This window comes from Streptococcus parasanguinis, from assembly GCF_015556095.1.
Lineage (GTDB): Bacteria > Bacillota > Bacilli > Lactobacillales > Streptococcaceae > Streptococcus > Streptococcus parasanguinis_Q.
In genome coordinates this window covers 185,704-201,170 of sequence record NZ_JADNLT010000001.1, presented here as the reverse complement: position 1 = coordinate 201,170, position 15,467 = coordinate 185,704, and the positions used below count along the sequence as shown (strand labels likewise).

Genomic DNA, 15,467 nt, shown 5'->3' with positions numbered 1-15,467 from the left:
GAACGAATATTTCCTCATTAACAACGATCCAAGTTTTTCGCTTAGGAGGAAATCTACAGAAGCCTGGAGGAGTTATCAGTGAATCAATCACAAAGTAATTTAAAACTAGCCGAACGTGGAGCCCTGATCAGTATTGTCGCCTACCTGATTCTTTCCGCAGCTAAATTAGCAACAGGACATCTCCTTCACTCCTCCAGTTTGGTCGCGGATGGTTTTAATAACTTATCCGATATTATCAGTAACGTCGCCCTTCTCATCGGCATTCGCATGGCCCGCCAGCCAGCTGACCGCGACCACCGATTTGGTCATTGGAAGATTGAAGATCTAGCTAGCCTGGTAACTTCCATCATCATGTTTTATGTGGGCTTCGATGTCCTACGAGATACCGTTCAGAAAATCCTCAGTAGGGAAACCACTGTCATTGATCCTTTAGGGGCCATTGTCGGAGTTGGATCAGCCCTTGTCATGTTTGCGGTCTATCTTTATAACCGGACTTTAGCTAAGAAAGCTCAATCCAAGGCCCTCAAGGCAGCTGCCAAAGACAACCTGTCTGACGTGGTCACTTCTTTAGGAACCTCTGTTGCGATTGGAGCTAGTGCTCTTAACTATCCGATTGTGGACCAATTAGTGGCCATCGTTATTACCTTCTTTATCCTAAAAACTGCCTACGACATTTTCATTGAATCCTCCTTCAGCCTCTCCGATGGTTTTGATGAAAGTCTCCTGGATAAATACAAGGCGGCTATTCTGGAATTGCCAAAGGTCAGCCGGGTCAAATCCCAACGGGGACGGACTTACGGAAGCAACATTTACCTAGATGTCGTCATCGAAATGAATCCAGACCTCTCTGTTTATGAGAGCCATGCTATTACCGAAGAGGTCGAGCGCCTTCTCAAGGAACAGTTTGGCGTCTTTGATATCGATGTCCATGTGGAGCCAAGTTCTATCCCTGAAGATGAGATTCTGGACAATGTCCTTCTCAAATTAAAGACCTATGAGGAACGCTTGCAGGCTCAGCAGGAATACCAAACCCTCCTAGCAGACAACTTCACCCTCATCAATGAGTATGGCCAAGAAAGCCACAAAGAGGACCTGGTCCGTTTGCAGGAAGAACATCAAATTCCCTTTAAGAATTTCGAAATTGAATCTATCAGTCAAAAGACCAAATTGATTCGCTATGAGTTAAATGACCAGATCCATACCAGTCTCTGGCGGCGTCATGAACACTGGCAAAAGGTCTTTCACCAAATTACCAGTAAACAGAAAAAATAGAACCCTCTACCTCAATCTAACCAGAATAAAAAGCTACTGCAATTCTTTTTTGCAGTAGTTTTTTTGTAAGAAAAAATAGCCTTTCGGCTATTCTTCCACTTTTATAAATCCAAATTTATTGAGGGGATAGAGACGCAGATTCACGACTCCTTCGATCTGATTTTTATGGATATAACCAAACTCACGGCTATCTTCTGTATCTCCACGGTTATCATTTAAGACTAGATAAGTATCGGATGGTACACGACCAGCCTTGGTCCCTTTTAACTCTGATAAGAAGAAATCATCCGTATAATACCCATTACTCGTTGGAGCCGCCAAGTGTTTATTCAGCATTTTATTTAGGTAAGGTTCTGGTGTTGCCTGTCCATTCAAATAGAGGACGTCATCTACGTAGCTGACTTCATCGTTTTCTTTGGCAATGACACGTCCAAGGTATTCTTTTCCACCGACCTTGTATAAGACCAAATCACTGCGATCTACCTGAGCATTTCTAGTCGCTACCACAAGATCTCCAGTTTTCACAGAAGCATTGGCCATTTTATCATTGATACTAAATGGATGAAATACAAAGATTCGAAGCAAAATCAGTGCCAAAACCAGTACACCGACAATGATGACATTTCTAATTAAATCTCTCCTTGGCATGTATGTCTCCCTTCCTTTTTATTTATTATACCATGTTTTTGATCTTTAAAAAAGAGAAAGTAAGCATTAGTGAGAATTCTTATCAACACACACCAGAAGAAAAAGAAAAACCTCGCGGTCAATCCTTTCGGACCAACCAGCAAGGCTTTTAGATATAATTGTCTATTAACGTACTGTACGGATACGCATTGTGTTTGTACGAACAGCTTCTCCAACTGGTACACCAGCAACGATAACGATATCATCACCAGATTTAACAAGACCAGCTTCAACTGCTTTACGTTCAGCAATTTCGAACATATCATCAGTTGATGAAGGAGCATCTGTCAACATTGGGATAACACCCCAGTTCAACATCAATCCACGTTCTGTCAATTCGTCAAATGTCAATGCCAAGATATCAGCATCTGGACGGTATTTAGAAATCAAACGTGCTGTGTGACCAGTCTTAGTAAGAGTTACAACCAATTTGATGTCCATTGAGTTTGTAGCATCTTTAACAGCTGAAGCCATAACTTCTGTCTTAGAGTTACGTTCAAATGAATCTGAGTTCAAACGTCCGTATTCTTTCAAAAGTGTTTGAGCGTTCTTGTCAATTGTAGCCATTGTTGTAACTGACTCAAGTGGGTATTTACCGTTTGCAGATTCACCTGAAAGCATTGTAGCATCAGTACCATCGATAACAGCGTTGAAAACGTCAGATACTTCAGAACGAGTTGCACGTGGTTTTTCAGTCATTGTTTCAAGCATGTTTGTTGCAGTGATAACAACTTTACCAGCAGCATTCACTTTAGTGATAATCATTTTTTGGTAAACTGGAACCATTTCAAATGGTACTTCGATACCCATGTCACCACGAGCAATCATAATACCGTCTGCAGCTTCAATGATTTCATCTAAATTATCGATACCTTGTTGGTTTTCGATCTTCGCAAACAATTGAACGTGACCGTTACCAGTTTCTTCACAAATTGCACGAACTTCATTTACGTCTTTTGCAGTACGTACGAATGAGATCGCGATGAAGTTGATACCTTGTTCCAAACCGAAGCGGATATCGTCGTTATCGCGTTCAGCAAGTGCTGGGAAAGGAATCTTAGTGTTAGGGATGTTCACACCTTTTTGTTTAGCAATGATACCGTCGTTTTCAACTTCAACAACAAATTCACGTTTTGCAGCATCTTTTTCTACAACGCGAAGACCCAATTTACCATCATCAACCAATACTTGGTGTCCAACTTCAACGTCATCAAAGATGTCAAGCGCACCAGCAACGTTCAATGCGATAACGTCACGAGTTGATTTGATGCCTTGTTTTGTAGCAACGCGAATACGTTCACCAGTTTTGTATGAGTACTCTTTAGCTTCGCCTTCGAACAATTCAGTACGGATTTCTGGACCTTTAGTATCAAGAAGGAAACCAACTTTTTTACCAGCGATTTCTTCTGCACGTTTAACAGTCGCCATACGTTCACCTTGTTCTTGGTGGTCACCGTGTGAGAAGTTGAAACGGAAAGTGTTAGCGCCAGCTTCGATCAATTTAGCAATGTTTTGTGCTGAAGCTTCAACGTCCAGTTTTTCAGCCCAGTATCCATCTTCACCAAATTTTTTACCACCACGGATTTCTACCGCAGGACCCAAAGTTGCAACGATTTTTACACGTTTGTTCATGATATATATGACTCCTTTTTAAATATATCTGTCTTTTTAAGACAAGGTTAACGAATTTATGAAATAAAATTAGATTGAAGACAAGCTACGGTTCAACTCGGCAAGACCAAGATCAGCTTTATGTGGATTGTTTACCACAATCTTACCATCTTCTGTCAAGCTAAAGAGGGCTCCTTCTTCTGCTTTACCAAGGATTGGGTTTTCAACCATTTTTTCATTACGGATACCAACTGCTACACCACCGATTCCTTGTTTCAACAATTTAACAGCGTGTGCTCCCATACGTGAAGCAAGAACACGGTCACGCGCAGTTGGTGAACCACCACGTTGGATATGCCCAAGCTCAGTCACACGAAGGTCACTTGTATCTCCAGCATCTTTCAAAGCTTGACCAAATTCATCTGCAGACATCACGCCTTCAGCCAAGATAATGATGTTGTGGGTACGACCTTTTGCGTAACCTTCTTTGATGCTCTCAACAACTTCTTCGATCTTGAATCCTTCTTCAGGGATGATGATTTCATCTGCACCAGATGCAATCCCTGCCCAAAGAGCGATATCTCCAGCATTACGTCCCATAACTTCAATTACGAAAGTACGGTGGTGACTAGATGAAGTATCACGGATCTTATCGATCGCGTCCATTGCAGTTGTGACTGCCGTATCAAAACCAATTGTAAAGTCAGTTCCGACGATATCGTTGTCGATCGTACCAGGAAGACCAACAGCTGGGAATCCAAGCTCAGTCAAGCGCATCGCACCATGGTAAGAACCATCTCCGCCAATAACGACAACACCTTCGATCCCGTGTTTCTTCAATTGCTCGATCCCTTTTAATTGACCTTCGCGTTGTGCGAATTCAGGGTAACGAGCTGAATGAAGGAAGGTACCACCACGGGAAATAATATCTCCAACAGATGAGGCGTCAAGGGGCTGAATTTTACCAGCAACCATTCCCGCATATCCATCATAGATACCGAAAACTTCCATTCCTTCTGAAATTGCTTGACGAACAACTGCACGGATGGCAGCGTTCATTCCAGGGGCATCTCCACCACTAGTTAAAACAGCAATACGTTTCATTTCGTTGTTTGCTCCTTTTTTTCTTTTACATTCTACGTAATTATAACACAAAGAAGACTAAAATTCTCGTATTTTTCGCAGTTTTTACCGATAAATCGTTTTCATAACGAGATTCTTTAGTTCATCTTCCAATTCTTTGTTTTTCTGGACTGTATAGCCCCTCAATTGAAGAGTTTTTTTCTCGTCTTCATAGCGTAATATCACAGGATATGGGCCCGGATATTTTTTCAAGATAGAAAGAATCGTTTTATCCTGACGATGATCGAGCAACTGGATCCAGAACTTTTCATTGGTTGCCAGTTGTGCCTCTGCTAGAATCATCTGCAAGCGCCCATCACGCTCTTGTATCTTCCCTGTCAAGTAATAAAAGCCACCTTCTTTTATCAAGGAGGAAAATCGATTGTAGGTTTCAGGGAAAAGGGTCACATCCAATTTTTTCTTGGTATCACTGACTTGTAAGAAAGCCATGAGATCACCCGACTTGGTTCGAATGGTCCGGATGGCTTGCACCTCTATGAGAATTCGCGCCTGCTCTCCTTGTATGAGTTGAGAAATTGGTTGGATCTCATAGGGACTCGTTTGCCCAATCGCAACCAATGGGTGGGTACTGAGACCGACGCCAATAATGGCCTCTTCCTTCTCATATTTTTCAGCCTGGCTAAAGTCTTCCGCTTCTGTCCAGGAATAGTTAGAATCTGCAAATAAACTACCTAACTCATCTGCAAAGACAAATAAATTCGGCAAATTGTGAAGCACCTTGCGTCTATTCTTCTCAAAGTTATCAAACAACCCTAGTTCTACTAAAGGCGTCAATAGAGGTAATTTATGATACTGATTAGGAAGGCGTAAAATAAAATCTTCGACACTTTCAAAGGGACGATTGTCAATGATCCAATACGCTAAATCTCTCGGAAGTCCCTTGATATTTTTCATTCCCAAGTAAATTTTTCGATCCTGAAACTTATCTCTGTAAGGGATGGTATTGATGGATAATGGCGCGACTTTAAAATCAAACTGGAGAGCATCTGTCAGATAATCACTGCTCGAATAATTGAGCATGACATCAAAGAAAACATCTGGATAATGGACCTTGAAATAGGCCATCTGAAAGGCCAAGGCAGAATAGGCATAGGCATGGGAACGGTTAAAACCATAGCCTGCGAATTTTTCCATAATCGCAAAGACCTCTTTGGCTTTTTCTTCCGTATGACCAAGTTTAAGAGCACCCGTGACAAAATCGTCTTCCATCTTGTGCATTTCAGTTGCATTTTTTTTGCCCATGGCCCGACGTAAGATATCGGCTTTCCCTAGGCTAAAGCCTGCAAAACGCTGGGCAACCTGCATGACCTGCTCTTGGTAAAGCATGATCCCATAAGTGGGCCGTAAGATTTCTTCAATAGCTGGATCCAGAATATCAACTTTTTCCTGGCCGTGCTTTCTTTTGACAAAATTATCAATGTAATCACTAGCGCCTGGACGATTGAGAGAAGTGGTCGCTACCACTTCTTCGAAATGATTGGGTCTCACACGTCTCAAAAGGCGGATAGCTCCTGCTTGTTCAAATTGGAAAATCCCCTTGGTATCCCCAGCAGCAAATAAGGCTAAGGTTTCTGGATCTTCTAAATCAATGGCTTCAATCACGATCTCTTCTTGGTACTTTTCATAGACGGCTTCCTTCATTTTTTGAACAAAGGTTAAGTTTCGCAGACCCAAAAAGTCCATCTTCAATAGACCATTGGCTTCAACCGCATGAGCATCGTACTGGGTGACAAACATGTCTTCTCCATACTTGAGAGGAATGTGATCCGTCAAATCCTGGTCACTCATCACAACACCCGCCGCATGGATCGAGGTCTGTCTAGGTTGGCCCTCAATTCTTTTGGCAATTTCAAAGCCACGTTCAAATTCTGCTCGACTATGAATCACTTGTCGAAAAGCTAGATTCTGTTCATACGCAGTTGTCAGTGTATCCCTAAAGCCAATACGCTTGGTAATGGAGGTTAATTCGTACTCTGGTACCCCAAAACGTTTAAAAACATCTCGAATGGCTTGTTTGGCCCCAAAGGTTGAAAAGGTCACGATCTGAGCCGCATGGTAACTCCCATAACGGTCTCTCACATAACGGATAAATTCTGGACGATAGATATCAGGAATATCAATATCAATATCCGGCATGGTATAGCGCTCCACATTTAAAAAGCGTTCAAAGAGGAGGTTCTTCTCCACTGGATCAATCCCTGTAATCTCCAGGGCATAAGCTACCAGTGAGCCGACAGCAGACCCACGTCCCATTCCCATATAATAGCCTTGACTCCGTCCGAAACGAAGAAGATCCCATACAATCAAGAAATAATCATCAAAGCCCATTTGGTGAATAATGTCTAATTCATGCTCCAAACGTTCTTGATAGACCGGACTAGTCAAGTTCTTTCGAAGAAGACCGGCTTGGGCTAATTCTCTCAATTCCGCAACAGCTGGTTTCTGAGGATTGAAGCGAGGCAATTTCAACTGAGTATCAATGTCGTATTGAATCCCTTGGACAAGTTTTTCAAGATTTGTGATGGCTTGCGGAAATCGCTCTGCAAAATCATTCTTTAAATCCTGAGGAGTTTTTAGAACTGTTGTAGGATCAATTGGCCCTGTTTCTGTCAAGCTTTGATTGTCCTTGATGGCTGCCAGCATCTGCATGGCTTCCACATCTTCCACCTCAAAGAAACGCACAGTATGAAGAGGGAGCACAGGGTGGCTAAACTCTTGGACCGGCGTATCCGCAAAAACTCCGATGAAGTAATCTAGACCAAGCGGCAAGTCTCCACTAACAAAAGGCGCTGGGACAATGACTGCTACTCCTTCTGTTAGGTGCTTCACATCCTCCCAATTGCCCTTCCCCATCATTTTGACGGTCGACATCTTCATCAGATTCTGGTAGCCCTTCGTTGACAGAGCGATCATCCGAAACGGAATTGTTTCATTGTCTACCTCTAGTCCAATTTCTAAACCGACCAAGGGGCTGAGCTTGTGGGCCTGACAGGCTTCGATAAATTCATAGGCACCATACAAATTATCTATATCCATGATTCCCAATGCGCCATACCCCATGCTTTTAGCCACGTGAACATAGTCTTTTATGGTCACAAGGCTTTCCATAAAGGTATAGACTGATTTGGTATCTAGCTGTGCAATCACTTTTTCTCCTCCCTCACTGGTCTATTTTTGGGACTCTTTTTTGTACAAAAAAACACCACTGCTACACAATGATGTCTCAACAACGGAAGACATGGGATTCGAACCCACGCACGCTTTTACACGCCTACCGCGTTTCCAACACGGCCTCTTAAGCCTCTTGAGTAATCTTCCATGAATAAAAATATGGAGCCGGTGGGAGTTTCTAAAACTCAATTATATAGCTGTTTTTAGGTTTTAGGGTCTGTTTTAGGTACTGACTTCTAAAACTTTCACAACTTCATTGCTCACATTGTTAGTTTAGCATAGCTTCCAAGAAAGTTCAAGTTTTATTTTTCATCTTAGATACAAAAGGAAGTCATTTAATAGGAAAAGATTTTTTGATAGTTGTTTGAGGTTATAACGGACAATCTTTGAAATGTCTGTTATAACAGAAAAACCCCTCCAATATGGAGGGTGAAAAACTATGCTTTATTTTCTAGCGCTTGAACTCGTGAAACGATGGCTTCAAGCTCTTGTTTTGAAGCAAAAATGTTTTCTGCTTGATGGCCAGTGATGAATGAATCACCGCCATTTTTTAATTTCTCATCTATCAGGGCATCAATTCCAAGTTCCAGATGCTTCTCTTTGATGTTGGTTGTCATCTGAGATTGAAGGACATTATAGGTCACAAATGTTTGATACGATTGATCTGATGTCAAATAATTAGTTAGGTCAACCGTCCCTGAATGTGTTTGTGGTCTGTTTTCTAGTGCTTCAATTCTCTTGATGATTTGGCTGTCGTTGGTTGGTTGAATTTGATGTGTGGCCATGTAAGTGGCTATTTCTTCCTGTATGTTGACTTTATCAATTTCAACAATGTTGCTTATTTGATAATTTTCAATTGATTGAATTATATCAATTTTAGCACTCTTGTCACTTGGAAAAATGAACCTATCACATTCAACCTCAACTTGATAGATGCCAGCAGGTAGAATTTTTTCAAGTTTGAACTGAATTTTAGAATTTTCTACAACAGCTTCAATTGTCTTCTTTCCTTTGGCATTTGCTATTTTGATATTAGCGTTTTTACCATCAAGAGAGCTGCATTTGTTGCCATCATAGTCTAATAATTCATATTCAAAGATAGATGAGGAGTCACCTTGTTTGATGACTTCCCCACCTTTTGTTTGTTTCAGATTAGTTGAATTTTTTCCGCTCATCTAAATCCTCTTATTCTACAAATCACAGAGATCTATTTAAAAGATCCAAAGTCTGTGATGCGTTGCCCATTTTCGGATTGTCCTACAGCTACATATCTACGATTTCCAGAACCGCCAATGTAAGAGATCCAAATGTAGCCATCATTGTCAATCCATCCATCATAGTTGATTTCTTGACCTACACTATACACAGCTACAATCTCAGCCCCAATGCCGGCTTCAGCTCGTACATTTAGAGCAGATACTTCAACAGTGAATGTCCCTGTTTCTGGATGGAATTCATTTGATTCAATTGTCAGTGGTTCTGATGGTTCTGGCTGTTCAAATGCCACAGATGTGTCATCAGTTGGGAAATAGAACCATCCAACAATTCCATCAAAGTTGCGTGTGTTGTATCTTGCAGGCCCTCCCACATACAGAGAATCAGCATTTCCATCAATGTTCTGTTCAATGGTTCTCATAGTGACTCCATCGCTGTCCTCAATTACAATTCCTGTGTGACCATAAGGATGGCCATATAGGTAAGTTGTATCCATGACAAAGATGGCTCCTGCTCGTGGGTTGACTCCTACTGCATCATATACTACTTCATACCCTAACCCAGCGGCTGAATTAAGTAGGTCAATAGCATTGCCCCAGAGAGCTTTCCCAAAGAAGTTGATAGAAATTGAATTTGGTAGGTCCACACATTGGGTTCCGTATGCACCATCTGCATCAGCTCCCACACCTTGATTTGCCAAAGATTCTGCATAATTTAGAATGTCATTTAGTGTTGCCATTTTAGAACCTCATTTCTTCCATTGTTCATTTGCTTTTTTCACAGCCGCTTCAATGAATGTGTTTAGTTGGTCATTGGTTAAATTGATGTTATATGCTTCTAGTCCTTCAATCAAGCTAGTTTTAGCATGCTCCATTTTATCCTTACCGTGGATGTCCAATGCTCCTGCTACTTGTTCAGTAGCATTCACAGCGTTGTTTGCAAGGATTTCAGCAACTTCAAGAGCTTTCTTTCCTCCACGAGTCAAGAGATATTTTTTGACTGCCTGAACAACAATTCCAACCAAAATTACAAGAATACTCATTGCGCTAGTTGTTACGATATCAGTGATTTGATTCATTTTTTCTTTTCTCCTTTTTTGATTAGTTTACTAGGCTCTTCCAAGCCATCTTTTAATTGAAATTTCTCATGATCAATATTTTGTTTCACAAGGCGATCTAGGCCAGGAATTTCAACTCCCAGAGCTGAAAGGCTGGCAAGGATGCTGGAACCGTAGGCTGCTATCATTGCGACAATGAAGGCATCAACTACGGGTCCAAGATTCATGTATAGAGCGAATGGATAGCCAATGGCTGTGATTAAAATCATAGCTGTGTGACTTACTAGCCCTTTTCTCCATTTTCTACTTGAGAACTCATGATAGGCCCATGCTCTAGCCACCCCTAAAACGATATCTAGAGCCACAATGGCCATCAAGAGAAATACAATCATGTGTTCATCAATTCCGTGATCATAGAAGTCACGTACTACTTCAATAATTCCAAAAATTCCATCTGGTTCTTGATACATCAATCACACTCCCTTCAATTAGGATTCAGGATGTGCTACTGGTTGAGTTTCAAGATCTCCTGATGGCTTATTTTGCTTCTCTTCTTTGGGAACTTCCCAATTGTAGATTGCCAGTTTCCCATTTTGGAGAAGTGGGCCTTTCAAATCTTTGATGGATTCGCCATTGTAGGTGAAATCATAGTTGACTTGAACAAGAACACGTTTCCCTTCACTGAATTTTTCAGTGTGGTCTGGATCAATCAAGGTGAAGATGTCATGTTGCTTGTAGGTCTTGCCTACTTGAGCAACTTCCACAAGCTCAAGTGCTCGCTTGTAGAGAGTTGGATCAAGTGGATTATCTTGATTGGTCACAGCTACAAGGACAGACCAGTCAGCAAGAGCTTTGTTATTTCGGATTAGAACATCTTTCTTTTCGTTCTCTTGAGTGAGTTCTTGAATTTTCTGGATAGCGTTCTTATTGGCATCAACGGACTTGTCAAGCTCTTTCTTGAGCGCCACGATAGCGCCAGATGGATCCAATTCCATTCGGACAAGATTTAGAACAGCATCCACAAGGGCTGTCTCTTCATCTCCCATGCGGTTATTTGGAAGGGATTCTTCAAATACCCGGTAAGGGTAATCTTGCTTGATGGAAACCTTTGTGGCATTAGCTACTGGATCATAGGATTTGAACTGTACTTTATAATTCATTAAGCATTTACCTCATTTTTATTCTTAACTTCTTCAAATAGGTCCTTCAAATCTTTGTCAGATTCTAGGACAGAGCGATAGATTTCTAGCTCTTGTGTGAGCTGATCTAGTTTTTCTTGTAGGTAAGTACATCGAGCCTTAAACTCAATCTCTCCGAGTGTTTTGTCGCCTAATTGCTTGTTTAATTCAGCAATCATAGCTAGTAGAATATTTTCATTCATGTTAATTTCCTTTCTATTTAAAGCCATATTTATTGATGAGATTTGATTTTATATGATTTTGAACAGCTCCATTTTTTAGATCCCAACCATAACGAGCGAGAATACCAAAACAAGTCAAGATATCCCATAGATAGCCTCCTACATTTTGTGATCCTTTCCCAATAAATAGATCATCTATATAAGCTTTGCTAAAATGTTTATCGCCACGCCCTAAATTATGTTTAACGCCTTTTTCATTCATTGGAATCAAATAGCTATTTCCATCTTTAGTATTATTGTGAATAATCCAAGGACTTCTATACTGACCATTTGCATAGAATATGATTCGATCACCAACAAGTTCGTACAAAGATTCTTTTACATCATTCTTCGCTCCTGACCACAAGCGCATCCCAGCAAATGTTCCATTTTCTGTATTTTCAGTTTTGTCTTGATTTGTTCCTATGACGATTCTGGCAGCCTTATTGTCTCTTAGATACTCACCAATAAGACCAACTTGGTTAAATTTGATAAATTGTGAGGAGCTTGTATCATCGATTCTTCGAATTGTGCCAGTATTTGAAAATAGATTGATAGTCCCGTTATCTAAGTCAAATACTGTAGCCCCGTTGTTGGCACTCAATCGTCCACCTTGAATTCTTTCAGCAGCAATCTTGATGGAATTCAACTCAGTAATAAAAGCCTGTTGTGAAATCAGTTCTCTAATAAAAGCTTGATTTGATACAAATTTGTTGATCATGGCTGAATCTACTAACAACTTATCTGCTGTGACTGCATTGCTGGCCAGAATTTGAGTGGTTACTGATCCAGATTCCATGTGACCAGTTCGGACGCTCTGAGAAGCCAGATGCCTGCTTGTGATGGATCCATCAACTACCATGTCACCTTTAACCTTGATCAATTGAGCGATCAAGGCAATGGCTTCTGGTTCTTGCACAAGCAAGGAACTGATGGTCCTTCCATTGATACTCTTACCTGTGCCAAATGAGATCTGACCTGGTGTGATCTGGATATCCGTTTTTCTCAGCATGTCACCCATTTGATTGGTGATTGTCGTAAATTGTCCGTCTACTGTCTGCTTGTACTCAGCAAGCTTGGCTTCAATCACAGATGAACCGTTATCTGTTGGCGGTTGGTAAGCTCTCTTGATAGATCCTTCATACACATCAATGTCACCAAAATATAGACTTGCTGACTGTCCATTTGATGATCCATTGTTGTCAAATCTCAAAAATGCTTCATCGTAGTCTTCAGTGTTGACTGTGAAATAGTAGCGTGTGGTTCTATCTTGTGGCACAGTGATCTTGTCAGCAAGTGTGACCACTTTTGTAAAAGTCCCCGTCTCACCTTTTTTTCGTGCTAGGAAGTAGAATGTGGCATTCTTAAGATTATCTGATCCAATTGCATCAAATGAAATCGTGTAAGTTGTATTTCTTTTGATGTTGAAGCGTTGGGATGCTGCTACCTTGACATTATCAGTTGAATTATCAAGTTTGAAGAGTTTTCTTGATTCATTGTAGTAGATTGGATTAGTTGAGACCGTTACTGCTGGACTCAATCCGGGATCATAATACCCCCATCCCTCCACATTTTGAGGATTACCGCTGTTTTTAAGCAGGTTCTCCCCTGCTTGCACGATTTCATCAAATCTTCTTGTGATTCCAGCCACATCTTCCGTATATTGAGATTTAGCAACATACCCTTGTTCTAGAATCTGTCTGGTTGCTTTTAAAGCGTCCACAGCAGCTTTCTCAGAGTATGTCAGCATGCGTTGCTCAAGTTCACCGCTTGGACCAGTCTTGGTCTCTAATTTAGTTAATTGAGTGGATAGGCCTTCCACTGTCTTCTCAAAAGTGGCCTGTGCTTGCTCTACTAGATAATTTTGATCTTCTGGGGCTGGTTGCCACAAACGGTCATTTGTACCCTCGTAGAAGTCAAGTTCTGTTAAAAATAGGCCGCCCCATTTATTTGGATTGTTGCGTTCATATTCAAATTGAAGATAACCATCATCAAAATTTCCAACATTAAATTGGAATGATTTCTTGATTGCTCTGTCTCCATCTAAAACAGGTCCATCTGTCAATCTTGGTTTGCCATCATAGATTAGCTGTTTTTCTTCAAAGTCAGAGATTGAACCTTTTCTGCGTTTGCAGAAATACACTTTGAACATTTTTGAATTGTTGTCAAATCCTAAAAAATTTAATGTATAGTCTGCATTTTGTTTGACAATGAAACGTGGACTTTTAACGACTGCACCGGGGCGCAATTCAAATATTCTCTTCTGGCCATTAAAATAGAATTTATGCGCTGTGAATGCTAATCTGTTATTTGCTTCGATCCAATATTTCAGGCCTTCATCTGCTCTGGAATTTCGGAGCATGTTAGGTCCACCACCAACACCAATTGAAGTTAATTCTTCTCTGATGCCATTCACTGTCTGTTCAACAAATGACCTATCAGCCTTGCCATTGGCCACATTAGTGAGGTCAGAGATGGCTTTTTCAGTAGTCTGCTCAAAGCGTGATTGTGCGCCTTGTACACCGACAAATTGACTTTGTGTCTGAGCCTTAAAGTCATTGATCAGTTTTTGAATATCAGCATCACTGGCCTTTAATTGGTCAGTAGTAGCCTTAAAGCCTTCCATTTTGACTTCAATGCCATTGTATTGAGCCTTGAACTCTTCTACAATTTCATTTTTGTTTTTCTGATTGGCAGCGTCGATCTTCTCAGTTACCTGCGCTGAGATTTCTTCCTTGACTACTTCAGCTTGTGCTTTTGCTTGCTCAAGCCCATCAGTGATCTCTTTTTCCAAGGCTCCTGCCTTGTCTTCAAAAGCCCTGTTGGCATTGTCAACCAATACTTTCAATTTCTTGTAGTATTCATCATCCTCTTGAGTCTTTTGGACTGTATCAAGGATTTCAGATGCTACATCAGAAATTCCATTAGAGCCTGACATGCCTCCACCGTGGCCAGCCTTGTCATCGAATGTAAGAGAGATATACTCTTCTGACAGAGCATCAAAGACATAGCCCACAGCTTTCTTCTTCAGCATGACATCATGCTTCAAGCTCATGATGGTCACTGTGTCACCAAGATGCACAGTCTGACCATCTAGCTCATAAGCTTCAACCTTGATCTGATCAGTGGACTTGTCAATGTCACCATTCTTGAATTTGGCTTCACCCCATTTTCTCAATTCTTCCTCTGTAGTAAGATCATTGTTCTCATACTCAGCTTCATTGATATAAGGGTAGCTTCCAATGAGGGGGCTGTCCACAGTGACTTTCAGAACCGTGTCTTCTTCTGCTCCCTCTGGCTTGAAGGTTGATTTCAGATGAAGTCTTGTGATGATGCTGGAACTGCTCTTATTCCGTTCATATTGCTTCAAGTTTTGATGTGTGGTGATAACCACTCCACGATCAATGCCCCGACTCTTTGGAATGTCAATCAGGAAGTTGTCACGAATCATCTCACCTTCCCAAGCACCCACGATGGAATGTTTTCCATCCATCAGGATCTTATAAAGCGTTTCATCTTCTGTAGTGTTGAAGGTTCTATTGTCCATGATGTTACTTGTGAAAGAGAACTTCCCAAGTGGTGTCTTGACTGCTGAAATCATAGCATTCAAGGCGATCTGACAAGTTGAATTTGAAACCTTTATAGGACGAACAGAGCGCTTGAAGATGTCTTCTGTGATGTGCTGGCAAGTCAGATTCACTGTGTCATCTTGCTCGCTGATTTCCTTAATCCGGAACAGTTGCCGGCCAGTGATAGGAGTTGGGGCGATGATGAGCATGTCTTCCTGAAATTTCTTATAAATTTCAGTGTCTGTGATTGGGTAGTCAACTTTGAGCGTGTAGCTCACATTGGTCACTTCTTCAACTTCTGCTTTGGTTGCTTCATGGAGTGGTTGCCCGTTCCATTTCACTG

General features: G+C 41.2%; 12 protein-coding genes and 1 tRNA gene. 1 reads left to right on the top strand and 12 read right to left on the bottom strand.

What is annotated here, in order from left to right:
* The first annotated feature begins 78 nt into the window (after positions 1 to 78).
* Entirely contained in the window at positions 79 to 1,272 is a 1,194-nt protein-coding gene (locus I2E70_RS01010; RefSeq protein ID WP_031576616.1) for a cation diffusion facilitator family transporter, read from the top strand.
* An 87-nt stretch (positions 1,273 to 1,359) separates the two neighbouring features.
* Here I2E70_RS01010 and lepB read toward each other — a convergent pair whose 3' ends face one another.
* From lepB to I2E70_RS00950, 12 genes are all read right to left on the bottom strand, one after another.
* Positions 1,360 to 1,920: a signal peptidase I gene (gene lepB / locus I2E70_RS01005; protein ID WP_003006560.1), complete on the bottom strand. Its 561-nt coding sequence runs from the start codon at positions 1,918 to 1,920 to the stop codon at positions 1,360 to 1,362.
* A 165-nt stretch (positions 1,921 to 2,085) separates the two neighbouring features.
* A complete protein-coding gene (gene pyk, locus I2E70_RS01000; RefSeq protein ID WP_195423016.1) occupies positions 2,086 to 3,591 on the bottom strand; it encodes a pyruvate kinase in 1,506 nt (501 codons plus the stop codon).
* 69 nt (positions 3,592 to 3,660) lie between these two features.
* Positions 3,661 to 4,674: a 6-phosphofructokinase gene (pfkA, locus tag I2E70_RS00995; RefSeq protein WP_070673889.1), complete on the bottom strand. Its 1,014-nt coding sequence runs from the start codon at positions 4,672 to 4,674 to the stop codon at positions 3,661 to 3,663.
* 84 nt (positions 4,675 to 4,758) lie between these two features.
* On the bottom strand, positions 4,759 to 7,860 hold the full coding sequence (locus I2E70_RS00990) for a DNA polymerase III subunit alpha (protein ID WP_195423014.1): 3,102 nt from the start codon (positions 7,858 to 7,860) through the stop codon (positions 4,759 to 4,761).
* Between the two features lie 83 nt (positions 7,861 to 7,943).
* Positions 7,944 to 8,031, bottom strand: a tRNA-Ser gene (locus I2E70_RS00985).
* Positions 8,032 to 8,321: 290 nt separating this feature from the next.
* Entirely contained in the window at positions 8,322 to 9,059 is a 738-nt protein-coding gene (locus I2E70_RS00980; RefSeq protein ID WP_195423011.1) for a hypothetical protein, read from the bottom strand.
* A 32-nt stretch (positions 9,060 to 9,091) separates the two neighbouring features.
* Positions 9,092 to 9,838 (bottom strand): CHAP domain-containing protein, encoded by a 747-nt coding sequence (locus I2E70_RS00975; protein WP_195423009.1) that lies wholly within the window; start codon positions 9,836 to 9,838, stop codon positions 9,092 to 9,094.
* 9 nt (positions 9,839 to 9,847) lie between these two features.
* Entirely contained in the window at positions 9,848 to 10,177 is a 330-nt protein-coding gene (locus I2E70_RS00970) for a phage holin (RefSeq protein WP_195423007.1), read from the bottom strand.
* Positions 10,174 to 10,626 (bottom strand): phage holin family protein, encoded by a 453-nt coding sequence (locus I2E70_RS00965; protein WP_195423005.1) that lies wholly within the window; start codon positions 10,624 to 10,626, stop codon positions 10,174 to 10,176. The genes I2E70_RS00970 and I2E70_RS00965 overlap by 4 nt, the downstream gene beginning before the upstream one ends.
* An 18-nt stretch (positions 10,627 to 10,644) precedes the next feature.
* Positions 10,645 to 11,316, bottom strand: coding sequence for a hypothetical protein (locus tag I2E70_RS00960; RefSeq protein WP_195423003.1), 672 nt, complete (start codon positions 11,314 to 11,316; stop codon positions 10,645 to 10,647).
* Positions 11,316 to 11,537: a hypothetical protein gene (locus I2E70_RS00955; protein ID WP_070666157.1), complete on the bottom strand. Its 222-nt coding sequence runs from the start codon at positions 11,535 to 11,537 to the stop codon at positions 11,316 to 11,318. Before I2E70_RS00955 ends, I2E70_RS00960 begins: the two co-directional genes overlap by 1 nt.
* Before the next feature lie 13 nt (positions 11,538 to 11,550).
* The gene (locus tag I2E70_RS00950; protein ID WP_272161181.1) at positions 11,551 to 15,465 is read right to left on the bottom strand and encodes a phage tail spike protein; all 3,915 of its coding nucleotides are present in this window, start codon (positions 15,463 to 15,465) and stop codon (positions 11,551 to 11,553) included.
* Positions 15,466 to 15,467 lie beyond the last annotated feature (2 nt).